The 18,229-nt window shown below is 35.8% G+C and carries 10 protein-coding genes and 1 pseudogene; 9 read left to right on the forward strand and 2 right to left on the reverse strand.

Annotated elements, in window-relative coordinates:
- Window positions 1–220 precede the first annotated feature (220 nt).
- Window positions 221–577, forward strand: a complete 357-nt coding sequence (locus NLX78_RS12905) for a hypothetical protein (protein WP_254350607.1) — start codon at window positions 221–223, stop codon at window positions 575–577.
- Here the strand turns inward: NLX78_RS12905 and NLX78_RS12910 are convergent.
- Complete coding sequence (locus tag NLX78_RS12910; RefSeq protein WP_254350608.1) at window positions 574–6,924, reverse strand: ATP-binding protein; 6,351 nt, start codon at window positions 6,922–6,924, stop codon at window positions 574–576. The genes NLX78_RS12905 and NLX78_RS12910 overlap by 4 nt on opposite strands.
- Window positions 6,925–7,311: 387 nt before the next feature.
- Between NLX78_RS12910 and NLX78_RS12915 the strand changes: the two genes are divergently transcribed.
- The 6 genes from NLX78_RS12915 to NLX78_RS12935 all read left to right on the forward strand — a co-directional run bounded on the left by NLX78_RS12915 (window position 7,312) and on the right by NLX78_RS12935 (window position 14,941).
- Window positions 7,312–8,493: a ComEC/Rec2 family competence protein gene (locus tag NLX78_RS12915; RefSeq protein ID WP_254350609.1), complete on the forward strand. Its 1,182-nt coding sequence runs from the start codon at window positions 7,312–7,314 to the stop codon at window positions 8,491–8,493.
- A 15-nt stretch (window positions 8,494–8,508) separates the two neighbouring features.
- The gene (locus tag NLX78_RS12920) at window positions 8,509–9,876 is read left to right on the forward strand and encodes an ABC-three component system protein (protein ID WP_254350610.1); all 1,368 of its coding nucleotides are present in this window, start codon (window positions 8,509–8,511) and stop codon (window positions 9,874–9,876) included.
- Window positions 9,869–10,417, forward strand: a complete 549-nt coding sequence (locus NLX78_RS12925) for an ABC-three component system middle component 1 (RefSeq protein ID WP_254350611.1) — start codon at window positions 9,869–9,871, stop codon at window positions 10,415–10,417. Before NLX78_RS12920 ends, NLX78_RS12925 begins: the two co-directional genes overlap by 8 nt.
- On the forward strand, window positions 10,414–13,272 hold the full coding sequence (locus tag NLX78_RS12930; RefSeq protein WP_254350612.1) for an AAA family ATPase: 2,859 nt from the start codon (window positions 10,414–10,416) through the stop codon (window positions 13,270–13,272). Before NLX78_RS12925 ends, NLX78_RS12930 begins: the two co-directional genes overlap by 4 nt.
- Window positions 13,273–13,292: 20 nt before the next feature.
- Window positions 13,293–13,424: a hypothetical protein gene (locus tag NLX78_RS26530; RefSeq protein WP_302057375.1), complete on the forward strand. Its 132-nt coding sequence runs from the start codon at window positions 13,293–13,295 to the stop codon at window positions 13,422–13,424.
- A gap of 1,178 nt (window positions 13,425–14,602) precedes the next feature.
- Window positions 14,603–14,941 (forward strand): helix-turn-helix domain-containing protein, encoded by a 339-nt coding sequence (locus tag NLX78_RS12935; protein WP_254350613.1) that lies wholly within the window; start codon window positions 14,603–14,605, stop codon window positions 14,939–14,941.
- A 447-nt stretch (window positions 14,942–15,388) separates the two neighbouring features.
- On the opposite strand, the pseudogene NLX78_RS12940 reads toward NLX78_RS12935, so the two are convergent.
- A pseudogene (locus NLX78_RS12940) lies at window positions 15,389–15,523 on the reverse strand (helix-turn-helix domain-containing protein); the annotation flags it as partial.
- Between the two features lie 365 nt (window positions 15,524–15,888).
- Here NLX78_RS12940 and NLX78_RS12945 point away from each other — a divergent pair.
- Together NLX78_RS12945 and NLX78_RS12950 are read left to right on the forward strand one after the other, a co-directional pair.
- The gene (locus tag NLX78_RS12945) at window positions 15,889–16,440 is read left to right on the forward strand and encodes a PDDEXK family nuclease (RefSeq protein WP_254350614.1); all 552 of its coding nucleotides are present in this window, start codon (window positions 15,889–15,891) and stop codon (window positions 16,438–16,440) included.
- A 445-nt stretch (window positions 16,441–16,885) separates the two neighbouring features.
- On the forward strand, window positions 16,886–17,788 hold the full coding sequence (locus tag NLX78_RS12950) for an aminotransferase class III-fold pyridoxal phosphate-dependent enzyme (protein WP_254350615.1): 903 nt from the start codon (window positions 16,886–16,888) through the stop codon (window positions 17,786–17,788).
- Window positions 17,789–18,229: the final 441 nt, after the last annotated feature.

Raw genomic sequence — 18,229 nt, forward strand, 5'->3', positions numbered from 1 at the left:
TCTGGTAGTGAACCTTGATTGGTGGTTCTTTTCAAGGTCTCTTTTTTGAAGGGGGTACCGAATGAACCCAACATTCAACCAGTAGCACATATAAACCATGTAATATCCTTATAATGATTTCTCCATTACTTTGTAACACATTAATGCTTGAATCTTATACCCTAAATAACCTTTTCCTTTTGGTTACATTGAACAGGTCATTCATGGTCAGATAGCACCAATGCTTGGCCTGTTTTTTGCTATTTTTGCTTTTTGGGCTTTCTACATAGGATATTTTATTAAATGCTTTTGGGAAAGCAGTGCAATGGATGGAATTAATGATTTAACTATAGTTTTTAAATATGATAATTTTCAAACAAGTAAGGTTAAAGGAAAAGTGTTTTATCTTACGGAGTTAGCTTTATTAGACCTAACAAGTATGTATGGTAACCGAGATGAAGGAAAGTCATCTGACTCCAATCTCGGGTTATATTCAAATGTGATAGCGGCAGTAATCTGGCTAATCGTTGAAAAGAACAAAATTAGCCAGATATTTTTTCCCCCACTCATGGTCAATGGTGATGATTTATTCTTTTAATCAACTAAGTTGTCCAAGTCCGAATCTAATACATACGACTCAATATTACCATTCGATCTTAAAACAAGTATCCCCTTTTCTTTGGCAGTCTTACTTGGCGTTCCGTAAAATTGATAAGTTTGGTCTTCAAAAGTTACATGATATTCAAAAACAAGGGCCTTTTTTATATTATTAAGAAAATCCATGCAAAATTTGATTTCAATTTCTGCAATACATCCGTAAGTTCCTTGTTTAGTATACCCTCCTTCTTGGCTTGGTTCGCTCCATTTTTTTATACGAAAAGGAAGGTTAGAATGCTTTACAGGAAGCGAGAAAAATGCCACATTTAAATGCTTTTGATCGCCAAAGTTTAATATATCTTCAGCAAAAGTGAAGACATTTGTATTCACATCTTTAGCAAAGGGATCATGTTGATCAAGTCGATCACTTCTAAATGAATCAATATCAACATGCATAGGCTTAATTGTAATATCCGCTTTTTTTCGAAACATATACTCTTCAGGATCTGGTTCATAGAAATCTTCAAAAAATGCATGAGGTTTTTTTAGTTGAGTAATTAACCTATCGATATTTTTTTCATCTATTAATGCACTTTTTATAATGATACTTTGGCAACTTTGGTCAAAAGATGAGTGATAGCTCAGATAGGTAGAGATATAATCTTCATTCATGATTATAGATTGGATTAATTTTTTTGGAATCACATACTCTTGTTCATTATCAGAGCTTTTGTAGTTTTTGAACTCCCATAAGAATGGAATCAAAGGTATATGATCTCGATATTCATTTGTCCAGTGTCCTTGAAATCCGGGGAAATAAGAGTCAAGCCATTGATGATAATCATAATAGGTATCTTCAGCATAAGGCAATGTACACCTATACTGATCAGCAACATAAAACATTGCATGCCATTCAGCATATTTCTCCAGTGTTTCAATTTCAGGTAAGCTCCCATGACCGTTAAGAGTATTGCGGTTTCTATATCTATTGCACCGGATGAAGTCATCTCGCCACTTTCGAGCGCTGTTATTATTAATATTGAATTGATTAATATAGCTATCGCAGTCTTTGGCAACTTCCTCTTGAGTCAGGATAAATATATTCGACAAGTCATTATACCAATAGGGGAGTGTATCCATATAATCAAAACGAAAACGAAACTGCTGTTTTGATGATAAATTTGCTCTAGCATACCTGGCTTTCTTTTTTGTTGTACCGCATTTCATTTCATCACATGTTAGAAGTTCTGGTATATCCTCAGGATATATCTCCTCTGCAATTCTAAGACTGATTTGTTTCGCGAAGCGTCTTTGTAACGCATGAATAATTTGTTTTGAACATGCAATATCTTTGAAAAAGTTATAATAATTTTTACCCTTTTGGGGTTCTTCCAAAAAAATTCGATGACATACAAGTAGAAAAAAGAGTTTTGCTGAATCATAGAAAAAGAAATTTTTTCTATCAATGTATTTCTGATCAAAGGGCAGCTTGTACAAAACTATTAAGTTATCGATAATATTTGAGTAACCACAAGAATAAATATTTTGTATGATGTGTGTCGCTGTTAATCGCAATTTCTTATCAGGGTGTCCCAACATGCGCCATAATAATTTGCTGATCGGTAACAAATCTCCATCAATATGCGAGGAAACTTTAGAGAATGGCTGGTCTCCTGACATAGGATGAATGTTTGGGACTTCTGTAGATATACACCACTTCAAAATATCAACTGCCATATGAGAAGGGAGTAAGACGGATATTTTTTTTAATATCTCTAGAATGCTTTCACTTGAAACATTATTTTCGTTTACTAGATATTCTACAAAAAAGGATATGATATTTTCTGATCGCCAAGTAAAGATTCGCATCAAATTATTATAATAGCCTGGGTAATGCAATATTTTATACATATTATCAACAAAGGTCTTTTTCTGAAGATGAGTATCATTCTTCCAAGATTCCACTTCAGGCCAAAGACTCCACTTGTTCAGATATTCTATAAAAATATTTTGAATCTCTGATCCATAAATCAAATAAGAGCTCTCGAATGATAATTCTAGCAGTATATTTGCATTTGAAACGTAAGCTTCCGGTAAGGAACTAGCAAGCCACATATCAATAAAATTCAATTGGTTATTTCGATCTAATTTATTCAGATATTCGGTCAATTGCTGTGCGCCAGATATAACAATCGTATCCGTAAGTTGTTTGTCTGCATAGGGAGTCTTTTTATCGTCAGTTATCTTCCATTGTTTTTTAATATCATGATCCATTGTGGAAACAATAAATTCATGTAATGATACGAGTCTAGAACTGTTATTAATGTTTGAAAGGTGCTGGTTATTAATATAAGTTATAATTTCCTTTGCTAGGGTCTCCTTAGAAATTAATGGCACATTATACAGTGTGTTATGAATTAAGATTTCTACTCCATTTTGCTGAGTTGTCACAGGCGTTTCTGAAAGTTTAAGTAATATTTTTTTTGCTAATTCAATGTATTCTGAGGGGTGCTCTGGTAATAAAATGGTTGATAAAGATGCTATTATATCTGGTTGGTAAATACCTAGTCTTAATAATTCTTTTAATACATGAAAGGTGCTCTCAGGCAGAGAAAAATGATCAAAATCATCACGATCGTCCAATCGACATATTGCCGAAAAAATATTCATAGGACTTAATTTTGTTGCGGTAGTGAATACCTCTTTGTATGGATAATTCTTAGAGTCCCACAGTTTCCGATAAAAATCCTCTGCTAAACGTATAAATTCATGAGATAGCTCCACATCATTTAAATATCCTCTATTGGTAGCAGTATCAGATAGAATATTAAAAAGCTCAAGCTTTTTGTAGGACTCATAATCCAGTCCTTTAGCGGCATGAAGTGCTTTTTCAAAATAATTCCTCCCAACATCAATCTGAATTCTCTGCCCAATCTGGGCACATTGAATATAGACCTCTGTTGCTTCTGAAGCTGAGGTTGGGTGCTGAATGAGCTCGCTTGATAAAGATTTAAGAATTTCTAAAGTAAATTGTTGTGAGCGACGATCATTTGCGCATAAGTCAGACAAAGCTAACTTTGTATCTCGATATATTTTAGTTGCTGTTAAAATATCAGATAGGTAATTATGGATATCTTGAAGATTAAAGCTGGGTGTATTTAAAATCCCATCAGCTAGAGCTAATAAGCAAAGTCGAATACTACCCGTTTTATTATTGTCCATATCACTCCACCAATACAAACGATCTAATCCTCCTAAACAATCGTTATATAACGATTTTGTCTCTTCGCAGTTATCCCCTTTAATTACCGTAATACGGTATTTATAGGCTGGAAGGAGAAAATCGTACACTTTTTTAATATCATTTATGCGATCTGAAATGTCTCTTTGTTTGAGGCTCTTGTTTAACCCATCGTAATCGATAAAATCATCTGAATTAAGCGGTTCTCCTTTCATGGTTTTTATTAGCACATATAATCGGATATTGAGATCCAGTTGATGTTCATTTTCTCCATGAATATAAGGCAAATGTGATATAGGAAAGTTGATATGATATTTTGAAATTATATTATTTAACAACTTATTGTTGCTTTGGCTAAACAAATACTCAAGAAACAATATGAAGTGAGCTTGGTCAAATTGTTTTGAATCTATAATTTGCAATCGATTGAATAGGCGATTGAGGTACTTTATTAAGTCGATTGGTGGAGTTCTTCTGCATTTTAAATAGGCTGCGACTATTGAAAGCTTACAGTGAGAAGGCCAATCTATTTTTAAAATTTTTATTACTGATTCTAGTTCATTTCGGTTAATTAATCGAACTAAAACTCTAAAGATAATGTCCGCTTGAAATTGTTTGTTACTCCAAGCAGTTATCCAGCGTTTCATGTCAGTTTCATTCTTAAGGCGCACAATTGAGTCTACAATATTTACAATATCATCTTGACGTGGTCTTTCTAGTGGGTCTCTTTCCTCTTCTTGTTTACTATAATAAAGATTGAGAGACCCTCGATAACTATCTAAGTAAAATAGAGCTTTTGATTTTGTATTCGGGTCCATTGAAAAGACAAATACTGCTTTTCCTAATTCCTCAAAATTGTTCCTTTCGGTTGTAAATACTTGTAAGAGAGTGTTGTTATCACAATATAAAGATGCTTGCTCAGGGTACTTTTCAATTAGTTTTGTAATAGCCTCGTCATTTTTAGAGAAATCAATGCTCCTATACAGTAACTGGAAATATTCCATTCTATATTGTTCGCTTTTTAGCACGGGAAGGTTTAAAGTACTTTTAATGCGTGAAAGCATGATTCTACTTGCTTCTGTAACATCAATAATCGATTCATCTATGGATTCGTTTAAAGAAATGTTTATCAACTTTGATGTGTTGTTCAGTAAGCCTAAAAAACTATGCACATGTTTTGCAGAGTACGCATCAAGGTGTCGATTTTGATACATATAATCTGCAATTATATTTATTGATCTGGAATTATCGCAGTACCTCTCTCGTAAAAATGTTTCAAAATCTTCATCTCTGAAAAAAATGAAATCGTGTTCAATATAAAGACCAAATGAGCAGTCAACACTTAAGCTTTGTAGCATATCCTGTGAGCAATTGAGGATTTTCGTTGCATTTGTCATTGGTATTGGCCGTGGCAAATTGATCAGGATGCCAAAGATGAAAGAGGTCTTATCATTTCCTTCTCCATACCTCAAACGAAGTTCCTCAAGAATGTCCCTAAGTAAATCCTCGGTAGTTTTACCGTTGGGTAGTAGCATGTTGACTAATTGGTGTGGTGTATCTTGCTTTGCAGCTAATACATAGGATTGAACTCGTGGAATTCCCCGACTTAAGTGGTGAAATTCTGTTATGACCTCTTCGGGCAATCCAAGTGAATAAGATTTAACATGCTCTGTACTCTCTTGCAAGTTAAATGCTGGGACTTCAAAAAATGTTGAATTATGTGGAAAGTTAAAATAATGTGAATGTTCGGTACGATAAGTCAGTAGAATTTTTACTCCTTCTGGTAGTGGCTGCTGTAGTAATTTGTGAACAAAGGAAACTTTATTATTTTTTTCAGCCGCAAATACACTATTATCCGCGGCATCAATGATTAACAAAACAATGGCATCCTCTGCGTATGATTTTACATATTTAGCAGCTTGTATCATTCGTATAGATAGTTCATGCCAGAATTCAGATTCCTTTAGTCTACGTTCTAACAAGAAATCTGTTTTACATTCAACTGCCAAACTATTACAAATTTGAAGAATAGCTGTGTCGTATTCATATCTTGAATCAGCAGGCTGCAAGTAGGTTCCACCGCCATAGCAATCATAAAATACTACAGCAGAACCATCCGGAAGATAATTTTGAAGATTATTGACGAGAGTAGTTTTTCCGATACCAGCAGTAGCATGAACAAATATTGATTTATTATCTTGTTGAGTTATAGTTTTCATTAGCTCTTGAGTGCATTCTCTTTCTACATATTTCTTTTCCGAAATGTTTGTAGGAGCAGGGAAAAAGCGAGCATAATTTCCACCAAAAAGCGAGCATACAAAATCTTTTGTCATAGGTACTTGTGCATTTCGTCCAGGCATCATTCTATCGCGTATGATCATAATTAATTCGTTATATTTATTTTGTAGGCTATCGATGCCCCAATTACCTAATTGTTGAATGATTTTGGCTTTTTGAATACTTCTAGTTTCTGCTCCGCAATCTTCAAAATCAACAGCTCTAATAAAACCCAAAAAAACTATTGATTTGAGTTTAGATTCTTCATAGATTTTTTTTATTTCTAATTTGGATTCTTCAGAGAGAGCATTTAGTAAGCTAATTGAATTTTTGATTTTCTTGGAAAGTAGTAATTCTTTTGCCTCTTTGATCCCTTTTTCTAAGCCTCCTGAAATTGGCCGATTACTGACTAACTTCAAAGTTATTTTATCCTTTAAATGAGAATACTTTTTTGTGTATTCCTCATATGTATCGGCGAGTCGTCGAATAATAGAGTTATCCTTTTTTTTATTATCTGAATGGCATAAAGTCGAAGTAGTCCAAGGGATATTCCCCATGTAAGTACTATATTTTAATTGTGAAAAGATGATGTAAGTTGCGCTATGTATCGTTTCACCTCCGTAATACTCAGCTAAATCTATTGAAAACAATTTACTCTCATCTAGATCGTTAATAATAGAGTCTTGCCAGGCCGGTCCCTCTACAGTTACAGAGGAAAGATCAGAATTATGGTTAAGCATTTTTAACAACTTTTGTGCTGCCCAGAGAAGGTGAAAGTCATCACCAGCGTTTGAAGGCAGTGCTCCAGCATTAGTACTATTATTATTCATTTGTATCACTTCCGTTCTTTTAATTGCCCCTCTTTAGAAGGACACATAATTTTCCGAAAAATATTTAACATTCTTGATATTCTAAATTTTATTTTTCAATATCATACTTTTGAACTGAGCTCATGCAAGGATATACCATTTTATTTTATCATACCGGACTCTTTAACTACTTACTTTGTTACAAATTATAGGTATTTTAGCAGGTATGCCAGATCATTTGTCGAAATATTATAACGTTGGCAAGTACACAAAATGCGATGACGTTATTTGGAAAGTTTACGGGAGAAAATATTCCAGAAATGTATCTAAATAACCCAAGCTAGTTTTTCTGGATAAAATTCTATTAAAAAAATAAGGGTGAGTCCAATATATACTTCAAGAATTGAAATGTTTCCGGCAAAAAATGGCGATACATTTCTGGTTAGTTGTTTTGGGGATTCAAATGTAAACATTCTTATAGATTTGGCTTACCTCCTTACATATAAGAATTTTGTAAAACCTGTTCTTTTAAATATGAGTACAATGGGTGAATATCTGGATTTAATGGTTGTTACACATATCGATCAGGATCATATTGCCGGTGCAATTTCCTTTTTAGAAGATAACGGTACTTGTGAAGCCCCTAATATAATTGAAGTGAAGGAAATTTGGCACAATAGTTATCGGCACTTATCCATTTGCCAGCATGAGCATCAATTGAATAAAACGGAGAAAGAAATCATTGAGAAAAAAGTTGTTTACGTTGAAAGAGACTTTGATAGTAGGACTCCTATAAGTGGAAAACAAGGATCTAGACTTGCAGGCCATATATACTTAAACGGTTACAATTGGAACGGGTTTTATAGTGGTAACGCGGTTTCTTATAATAAAACTCCAATATTACTCGGTAACGGGGATGTGAAAATTATAGTACTTTCTCCGACTGTTATTGAGCTTAAAGATTTAGAAAGAGTGTGGAGAAAAGAACTGCGCAGAACTTTTCCCAGGATGCCATTGACATCAGATCGATGCTTTGATGATGCTGTAGAATATGTTTCTGAATATCTGGAACCCAAAGGGGTCGGTGTAGGTAGAACGAATGTATCCGCGACAGGTTCTATAAAGAAATTGTCAATGTCGCCCTTTATTGAAGACGGTGATGAGATTAATGCTAGTTCCATTACTTTTATTTTAGAACATAAAGATAAAAAAATGCTTTTTTTAGGAGATTGTCCACCCTCAATAACGATTCGACAACTTAAAGCTCTTTTTTCTACTACTGAGGTGCCGCCTTACTTTGACTTAATTAAAGTTTCTCATCATGGGAGTCAATTTAATACGAATGTGGATCTCCTCAATATGATTGACTCAAAGAATTACTTAATATCTACTAGCGGTTCAGGTCATGGGCATCCTGACATGGAGACCTTATCCAGAATAGTTGCAAGAAAATCTACTTTTACAAGAAATATATTTTTTTCTTATCCAACTCCTGCGGCAATCTCAATGAATAAGGAAGAATTGAAGAAGGAATATAATTATGAAGTATTTTACCCGAGTACTGAAGAGAGTGTAATAGTACACCTATAACTAGGGGGAGCATCAGTGAATCAAAATGATTTTAAATCTATTGCTAAAGTACGTTGTGGGAGTGAGAATGGAACGGGTTTTCTAGTAAATGAAGCTACGTTGATTACAGCCAGACATGTTATTGACGATAACTTAGATCCGAACGAGTTAGAAGCTGTGTATATTATGTTTGAAAATAATATTGAGATACAAGCTACGGTTATTTTTCCAAATGAGCCTTATGTAGGGGGGGATTTCGCAATTTTGTCGTTACCTGAAGGGGGAGGATATTCTCCTACACTACCACTAAGTATACAAGTCCTTGAGTTAAATGAGAAATGGCAAGCTTTTGGATTCCCGGATACTCAGAAAGACAGAGGGCAACCCTTTCAAGGAACCATATTACAAGTGTTTGATGAGAGAGAGGAATGTGACTTTGATTTAGATTTAGCTTGTGAAATTCCTAAAATAACGGATCCTAGATTTATAACTCATGGAGCATCCGGATCACCTATAATAGTTGACCGTGCGATAGTAGGTATTATGAAAGATAAGGCACCTGGTGGAGGGATTATCGGAGCTATTTCTATTAGACGCTGCCTGCCAATACTAAGGTTAATGAATATATCCGTCACTATTCGAGATATAAGTTACAGCAAAATGGAAAGTTCAAGTGCCCTTAGTGTAGATGGCGTGACCATCTTTGAGAGTCAATATGATTCGGAAAAAGAAATCGTTATGGCATTAATTGAAGACTTCCCACCAGAAACACATCCTATTTTAATGGAGAGTTTAGTTCAATCTATAGACAATATTTTAAACACGGAAACTGAGAAGCTTCGAACGTTCCTTCAACGTTATAGACATCCGTTTAATGGTTTGAGATCTGATTCAGGAATGGAGCAATTACTGGAATTAATAACCGTATTGAGATGTGGATTTAAAGAGTTAAGTTTTATTCACAATGATATAAATGCAAATCTGAGTTTAGACGAACATGAAGAGATATTTGCATATCTTATTTTCTCAACAAAAAGACATGCGAAAATGCCTGAACTTATATTAGACCTTTTTCGAGAAAAGGCAGCAACAGCAACAGGAAGAAGAGAAATTCGTCGTGGAGAAGTCCTATTCCCCTTTCCTTTAATATTGGACAATTGTAGTAAAAACAAGAAAACTAATCTATGCAGGAGATGCCAACATGAGTTCTCTTTTGAGGATATCTTGATAGATTTCACTAAGGTTAATGAACAAGGATATTTTCAGGGGCTAGAAGAGAACAACTATAAAAGTCTTAACGAAACAAAAGTACTGTGCGGTGATTGTATTAGAACTTTGCACAATCACGTAACTAACATAGAAGAATTAGAATTTCATGTTAGGGAGATGAACAATATTGATTGAAGCACTTGTTGGATTTTTTGAGGAAAATGGATTTATAGAACTAGATCAGCTTGATTTTAACTATCTTGATACAGTTTATGTTTCACCTGAGCAAATTTACGGCTTAGTTCAGTTTGAAACCGAAGAGGAGTTAAGAAAAAATTGGGAAAAAGCTGCTGATGAATTAGCTGTTAAATTGCAGAGTCGTTTGATTAAAGAGCTTCATATGCTTAAATGGGATATTTATCTTATGGTTATAATTACACAAAATCAAATTGACACGTCATACAGAAAGTTGATCGAGAATGACAGACACTATTTCAGGAAAATTGTTATTACAAAAAATGACGATCCCTACATAAATAGAATTCCTTTTGTACTTGATTTAACTACTAACAAGGAATTGCTCATATTTAATGATAACGAATTTTTTGAAGAATTCCGAGAGTGCCTGCAAAAATCAACATTAAGTAAGTTACCTCAGGAATTCTTTAACCCTAATTTAAATGCTGATCAATTGATTGATTTTTTTAGTTCAATAAAAAAGGATGATTTAAATTGAAGATAAGATCATTGAAAATATGTGGGTTCCGAGGATTTTCAGATGAAACTATTTTTCGTTTTAATGATGCGAAGGTAATATTACTGTTTGGACCAAATGGGCACGGAAAAACATCAGTGTTTGATGCTATTGAATGGGTGCTTTCAGGAGAAATACACAGATTTAATCAAGCCACTGATGAGAGAAAAAGAACCCGATTCATTAGGAATATGCATACTAGTCAGTTAAAAGAGACGTATGTAGAAGTAGATCTTATTGCCCCTAATGGGGAAATATTCAAAGTTAAGAGAACATGTACTGCCAGACCTCAGGATATGACGGATTATGGAAAACATGAACTAGAAATTCATTGGTCAAAGCCTATTGATGGAAGAACCAAGTTTATGGATGCCCAGGCGGAGTACCTGTTAAAAAGACTATTAGTAAAAACAGCTTGGATAAAAAAAGTTGAGGTTTCCCGTGGGCTACACCTCACTCATATTTTGGGACAAGAGAAATTAAATGAATTTCTTCGAGGAATGAAAGACGGTGAGAGATACGATTCTCTTTCGTTGCTGTTTGGAACCGAGCATTTTTTGAAATATAAAGATTTATATAATGAGCTGATCAAAAAAATAAACGATCGAGTTTATCAAATAGAAGGCCAAATTACTGAAGGTACTCGAAAGAAGACAGAATTAAAAGCGTCCATTGATGAACTGAGTAAAAAAGTTTCTGATCCAAACCAGAAACTTTTGAGCGTTGCCCTTAGTGAATATAAGGACAATTTCTCAGCTCCTGAAAACCTATTTGAAAAAGAGGATTGGAAGGCTTTGATACCATTAATTGAGAAAGAAACCGAGACGCTAAAACACAGAAGATATGATTTAGAAAATAGGGAACGGCGTATTCAGGATCTAGAAGATATTAAATCAAAGTGGATAACCGATTTGGAGAAACTAAACATAGAACTAGGCAGATTGGAAAAATTAAAAATTCACCGTAATGATTACAATATGCTTAATTTGGTTTCTAGCCTGACCAATCGCAACAACCAATATGAGGAGTCTCTTATCTTCATTAAAGATAAGAATATAGAGATCGACAGTACTAAACAGGCAATCGAGACAATTAAAGCTTCAGTGCACATCTCTGACAACTTCATTAAAGTAGTTACAGAGAGCATAGAAAATTTAAGGAATAATAAATATGACTTAATCAAGGATGTCCAAATTGCACATGAGAATTTTATATGGAAATCTAAAACATCGGAGCTCTTGAAAATTATTAGTGTAACTCAATCTTCTATTGTAGATTTATTGAGTATTCATGCTAGTACGAGTAGTTCACTGAAACTTTTAGAAGAATCCGTTTTAGCGTTACATGGTATAGATCAGAAATATAAAAATTTTCTTAGCAGCTTATCTGATTATTTATCCGTAGAAGAGGAGATAAATAGTTGCCCTGCTTGTGGAACAGAAGGAATTAGCAAGCCACAATTACAACTACGAATTCAATTGGAACAAGCCCAAATTCATAATGAACTGCCTTCATTGGAACAACAAATTAAAGAGATGAAAGATAAATTTGAAAAAGAGAAAACTAAATTAAATGAATTGAATTTGGATATTGAAAAATCCTATTTAGATATCAAAACAATTCTAAAAAGCGCTGAAGAAGAGTGTCAGAATAAGAAAGACCATATGGTGAAAATGGAAAAAGAAATACAGAATCTGAGTGCTCAAATAGAATTGAGGAATAAATTCATTCAAGAATACAATGAGGATTTACTGAGAATTGGTTTAAATGAAACTGTAGAAAATAAAATGGGAAAATTACTACAGTTAGATCAGAAATTTGCAGAAAATTTAATGGTACTAACAGCAGAGGAAAAAGCCGATTTACCTCAAGAAATTAAAAAAACAGAAGAAATTATTGTGGAAAATCGAGCTTTTGTTGAATCTTTTATAAGTAAACTGTTGCTTGCGGGTGCACCTTTGCAGGCTAAACAGTGGAGCGTTGAGGAAATAAAGGGTTTTATTCAAGATGCTTCAAAAAATGTACAGAGTGATAAAGAGAAGCTGATTCATCTAGAATCAGTAATTATTAAGTCGATAACTGCAATAGAAAATGCTAAAGAAGAATTGTTATTAAAGACACGTCAAGAAGAAATGCGTGTGCAACAGAGTCACTTACAGCATTTAGACCAACTTAAAAAAACAGCCGATGAAGACCAAGAAATTATCAAAGATCTAATTAACAATGTTAAACCAGCCGTTGATCAATTAAATGAAAAAATGATTTCTGAATTATTCGATACCATTCAGAAAATCTTCTCCCGGATTAATTCTCATCCAGTTTATAACCATATTAATTTTAATAAAGAATATAGGCATAAATCTTACAGATTATTGATTTTAGTCTTAACTGGATATCTTGAAAATCAAACACAGGCAAATGCAACATACATATTCAGTTCAGCACAAATTAACTCAATAGCACTATCTTTTTTTATGGCTATGGGCTTACATCAACAGTGGTCTAGTCTACAACTTATGGGTATGGATGATCCAATCCAAAGTATGGATGAGATTAATGTTTTATCACTAATTGATCTAATTCGTTTATTTATGGAAAAGTATGATAAGCAGTTTATTATTTCAACTCATGATTATAGTTTTTACCAAATGATGTTGAAAAAATTTAGAAATCAAGATGTTGCGGTAATTGAGTATGTAGGATATAGCGAAAAAGGTCCACTTATAAAGCAACAAGTTAGTGAAAACGCAGAAATAGAGGAGAATGTATTGATTATACCTGCTGAAGACCCAATTTCTATATCCAAGTTATTAGAACTTAATGATGCATCTATATAACAAATTTTCGGGAGGTACTAATGGCGGTAAGTTTAGTATATAATGATTTATTGGAGTGTTTTAAAGAATTATTAGATGTTACTGAGAATGAATTAAATATTATTTCCCCATTCATGGAACGCAAACCGCTACTCTATTGGCAGATTGGCTAATATTGAATCCAACTATTAGTTGTAACATTATTACCAGATTTTATAGGGAAGATTTTGTAGATCGAGTTAGCGGCATTTACGGATTAGAATGCATGCTCCACGCAAAGGCTAAAAATTTATGCTTTAATCGATTTACATTCCAAGCTTTACTCGTTTGATGCCCACTCCGTTATTATAGGTTCAGCCAATTTTACACAAGGCAAATGATTTTGATGATGTGACTGGTTATTGGTTGAAGTTTGAAGATATTGGTGAAGATCGTATTCCTAATGATTATAATTATAAGCTAATGAAAGGTGAACGAAGACGTACTCTAGATGTCACTTATTTTCCCCGAAAATCAGGCAGCATCCAAAGTGAGGGTACACTATTCTTAACTATAGTGAGTTATGATGAACATAATAGGCCGACCCCTATTTCTGGTAGCATAATAGGAGTTTCGTTGAATGAAATGTTCATAGGCAGAGTACTTAGTCATGAATTCATCAAAAAATTTGCTGTGCTAGCTTACCTGTTTTTGCCCATAGTGTTGACGATCTTCTGAAGCGTTGTACAACAATTCCAAGCAACTCGTTTTCGATAAAGCGTTCAATTAAAATTCTAAAATCACTGCATATACTCTTGGCTAATAAATCGTATTCTGTTCTACCTTGTTTGAGAAGAATTCTACGGCTCGAGTGAGTCTATCGATCAAAAGCAGGTTTACCAGTTCTCCATAATTTCGTCCTAAGCCATGTTACACTGCAATCAATGGCCGCATCTCCCAGTTTGGAAAGAGAGACCCAACGAAGTTAATTAACAGTGCTTATTTGAAGTATGAAGGGATTACAAACACACTTTCTCTATGGGTTGAGATACCAACTATAATGTAAATCACAGGTACTAACTTTAATGTAATCGTGTTATGGGTTCCCTATTTGCAAGTACCAACTTTAATGTAATTTAGTGAAGAGGCAAAAAACATCAAAATGCTTGAAATTACTGAGTTTTTGAGATACCAACTATAATGTCACTAAACATTTTGTCTGGTGATAAAAAAGTGTGGAACCAGTAAAAGATGTATGGAACCAATAAAAAAAACTGTGGAACCAGTAAAAAAGTCTGGAACTAGTCATTTTACAAACATCAAGAAAGATCCCGATGATATATCGGGATCTTTTTAGCTTAGGAGGGCAATTATGTCTACAATAGGCCAACGAATTCGAACTATTAGAGAAACAAACAACTTAAATCAAATAAAGTTTGCAAATATAATTGGAATTTCTCAAGGAACGTTGAGTGAGCTGGAGCAAGATAAATACAGACCCTCTCTTGATATAATTATAGCAATTAAAGAAAACTTCAATTCCCATATAGAGTGGTTAATCTTTGGAGATACGCCTGTATCAAAGAACACTATTTTTAATTTAGCCATTGAAGCTCAGGAATTAGAACTTATTTCTTTATTTCGAGAACTTACTAAAGAAGATAGAGATGAAATTATTGATTTTATAAAACTAAAGATTGTTCGGTACTAATCTTTCACGGGAGTTCCTTAATAATATGTCTTAGAAATACTCATTTTAATTTTGGTACATAAAAGTCACAAATTATCCGTATACCGATTATTCCTGGCATTTATGCATAAAAAAATTAAAAATGTGAGAAATGGTTTGAAAGAGCTTTGAAAGAAGGCGGTTGGAACCTCAGCATTAGATATACCCCAACTGATCTAAAATCAATTTACATAAGAAATGGATTTGAAGATTATGAAGAATGTAGATTGGTGGTAAAAGAATCATTACAAGGTCTTAACATAGAGACCTATTTACAGAGTGTGCAACTAATGAAACTTGCAAAAGAAATATTGAAAGACTATCCCTAAAAGTAAAACTTCAGCTAACACAAAGTTAATTAAATTGTAAAAGAAGGTGTGAGGCGCTACTTCTTTAAGCGAACTAATGGGTACTAAAATTTTCTATTTACTATATCTTTTCTTTAAAGGAGAGACAAAATGCTCCATTAAAAACCTCTGCTAAAGATATTAAATGATTAATTTCAGGTCGTGCTACATTTCGCTCCCAATTAGAAACAACCTGTTTGGTTACCCCGATTTTATTAGCAAGTTCCTCTTATGTCCATTTATGGAGTAGTCTTAAATTTCTACATCGCTGTCCCAAAGTATTCATGAGTTCACCTCTATTGAGAATATCAAATAGGTTTTAACCCGACCCATCTACTTACTAATTATACCTACTTATAGCCCATATTATAGCTTATTCATACCCTACTGTACCCTACGAGTAGCCTATGAATAGGATATCAAGTAAAATATAGCTAAAAAATATTACTTTGCTATTGTATAAAGCTGTGAGTTGTTATATTCTACATTTGTATTTTGAAGTAAAACTAAAATATATCTTAGGAGTAGAAAAAGATAACTGAACTTTACTCTGATTTAGTAGTTCTAAAAAGAAGGTGAATAATGAACAAAATTCGATCAAGTAAATCTATAGCATCTATTCAACGGAAAATCAAAGAAGGAAGAGGTCAAGGCCACTTTTCGGAATATAAACCTTGGTTGACTGTACATGATGTACCTTCAATAGGGATAGTTACTCGAATTCTTGGTTGGAAAAGTGGTCGACTTCACCATTATCTGTCTGAACACTTTGAATTGGCACATCATTACCAAATGGAGTGGTCAGAGCAAGAGATTGATATTCGCGAACAATTTCCTTTATTACCCCTAGATAAAACCCTCTATATTGCACAAAAGTTAGGCATTAAACATCCAACTGACCCCAAGAATAAGCTTCCCATCATTATGACTACAGATATGTTACTTACAGTAAAACAAGAAGAAAGTATAAAATTTATTGCACTTTCCGCAACCCGTAAAGCGCCAATATATCCCCAAGAAGGATGCGGATCGGGCATACGAGATCATTCGAACGATAATGGAACGTCTGGAATTAACGTTACACCCGACCAAAACGCGAGTATCCAACGGATTTTCCAGCAGAATACCAGCTGACATCCAGTCACGTTTCCAGCCAGGCTTCCAGAAATTCGTCAGGTAATCATGTTAAGTTATCGCAAAGCGCAAGGATTCGGAGCACCGGCAGAGAATGTCTACAGGGAAGATCTCCCAAATCGGCCGGCACCCCGCCTGAATGTCGACACGCGTCGAATTCCTCGATTGATGGCAAACCATTCCCAGCGTTTCTTCTCCATTCGCTCTTTTTAGGCAAAATATTAACACCATGTTGACCAAATTTAACTGAAGTTTTACTATACATTATTGGAAATTTTGATATAATTCTACCTAGGTCATCTTTCCAATTATGATAGAAAATAGAATTGGATGGTTTTTATACCTATCCAAGCTGTGTGCGAGAGACCAGTCCACTGGCTACCCAGCAAGCCGGCATGCGGAGACCGACAATTGTGGAAAATGACAGCCGAGAATATGTTGATCCATGACGTCAGAAGGTGGGGACCTGTTATATTCTGAGGACGGAAGAGCATATATTGATTTTTTTGCAGGTACCGGCGCACTGAATTACGGTCATAACAACGATTATATCAAGGACCGGGTTCTCGATTACTTGACCTCCGACCGGATTATGCACGGTCTGGATATGTATACAATGGCCAAGCGCGAATTCTTCAAGAGCTTCTCGGAGCGGATCCTGGAGCCGAAGAAGCTGAATTACAAGCTTCAAGTCTGCGGTCCGACGGGGACGAACGCGGTGGAGGCGGCCCTTAAGCTCACACGCAAGGCGAAGAAGAGAACCGGGATATTCGCATTCATGGGCGGCTTCCACGGCATGTCGCTCGGCAGCCTGTCGGCGACAAGCTCCAAGTCCATGAGGGAAGGGGCGGGGCTTCCTCTGGGCGGAGTTACGTTCATGCCGCACCCGAGCGGGGCTTTCGCAGAAATGGATACGCTCGGCTATATCGAGAATATCCTGACTGATTCGCACTCCGGAATCGACAAGCCGGCCGTCAAGGCCGCTCTCGAGTTCCGGGACAGAGCCGCCCTGGAAGCCCAGGTGAAGCTGAAGGAAGAGTTTGTGCGCTGGTTCTTTGACAAAGAAATCAAGCCTCTGCATCCGTCCATCGCCATCCGCGGACTTGGCCTGATCTGGGACATTGACGTCTCGGGCTTCACGGATGAAGCCGGGGCGAAGCGGATGACGGAGATCAGCTTCGAGAACGGGCTCATCATTGAAAGAGCCGGCAGAGGAGACCGCGTACTAAAGATCATGCCTCCGCTGACCGTCTCGATGGAGCATCTGGCCGCCGGCTGCGACATTATCAAGTCCAGTATGCAGCAGGTGATCTCTCAGGAGACCCAGGATTTGCTGGTAACGACCTAAGCTCGGCCAAGCCGGTGGCCGCCCCGGCAAGAGGCACGGAAGTGCCTTCCGGGGCCGTGCGGCCCTGATGTTAAGATAACGCTTTCACCCTCATGCAGCACCATCGTCACATCTAATCGTCAGGAAAAGCTCACTACCCCGCAGCCGAATCTTTACTTATCCACACCAGGCGGGGGAATATACAAATCGTACATAGAGTGTATCAATACCCCTTAAACATAGGCTTCGACAAAGGCAGCTCCGGTGCCGAATCCGGAGGTACGGCCGACTTCCTGCTGGCCGGCCGGAATCCTACAGCAAGCCTTACATCGATGGGAGGAACATCCCTTGTTCACCCCCAAATCCAATTCCGAAACCCAATGTTAAACCAAAGCCCGTCTTCGGGCGGCTCGTCCGCAGCAAGCATATTGAAGCAGAGGGGCCGGAAGCAGCCGCATCTCT

This window comes from Paenibacillus sp. Lou8.1 (assembly GCF_024213565.1).
In the GTDB taxonomy this organism is placed as follows: Bacteria; Bacillota; Bacilli; order Paenibacillales; family Paenibacillaceae; genus Paenibacillus; species Paenibacillus polymyxa_B.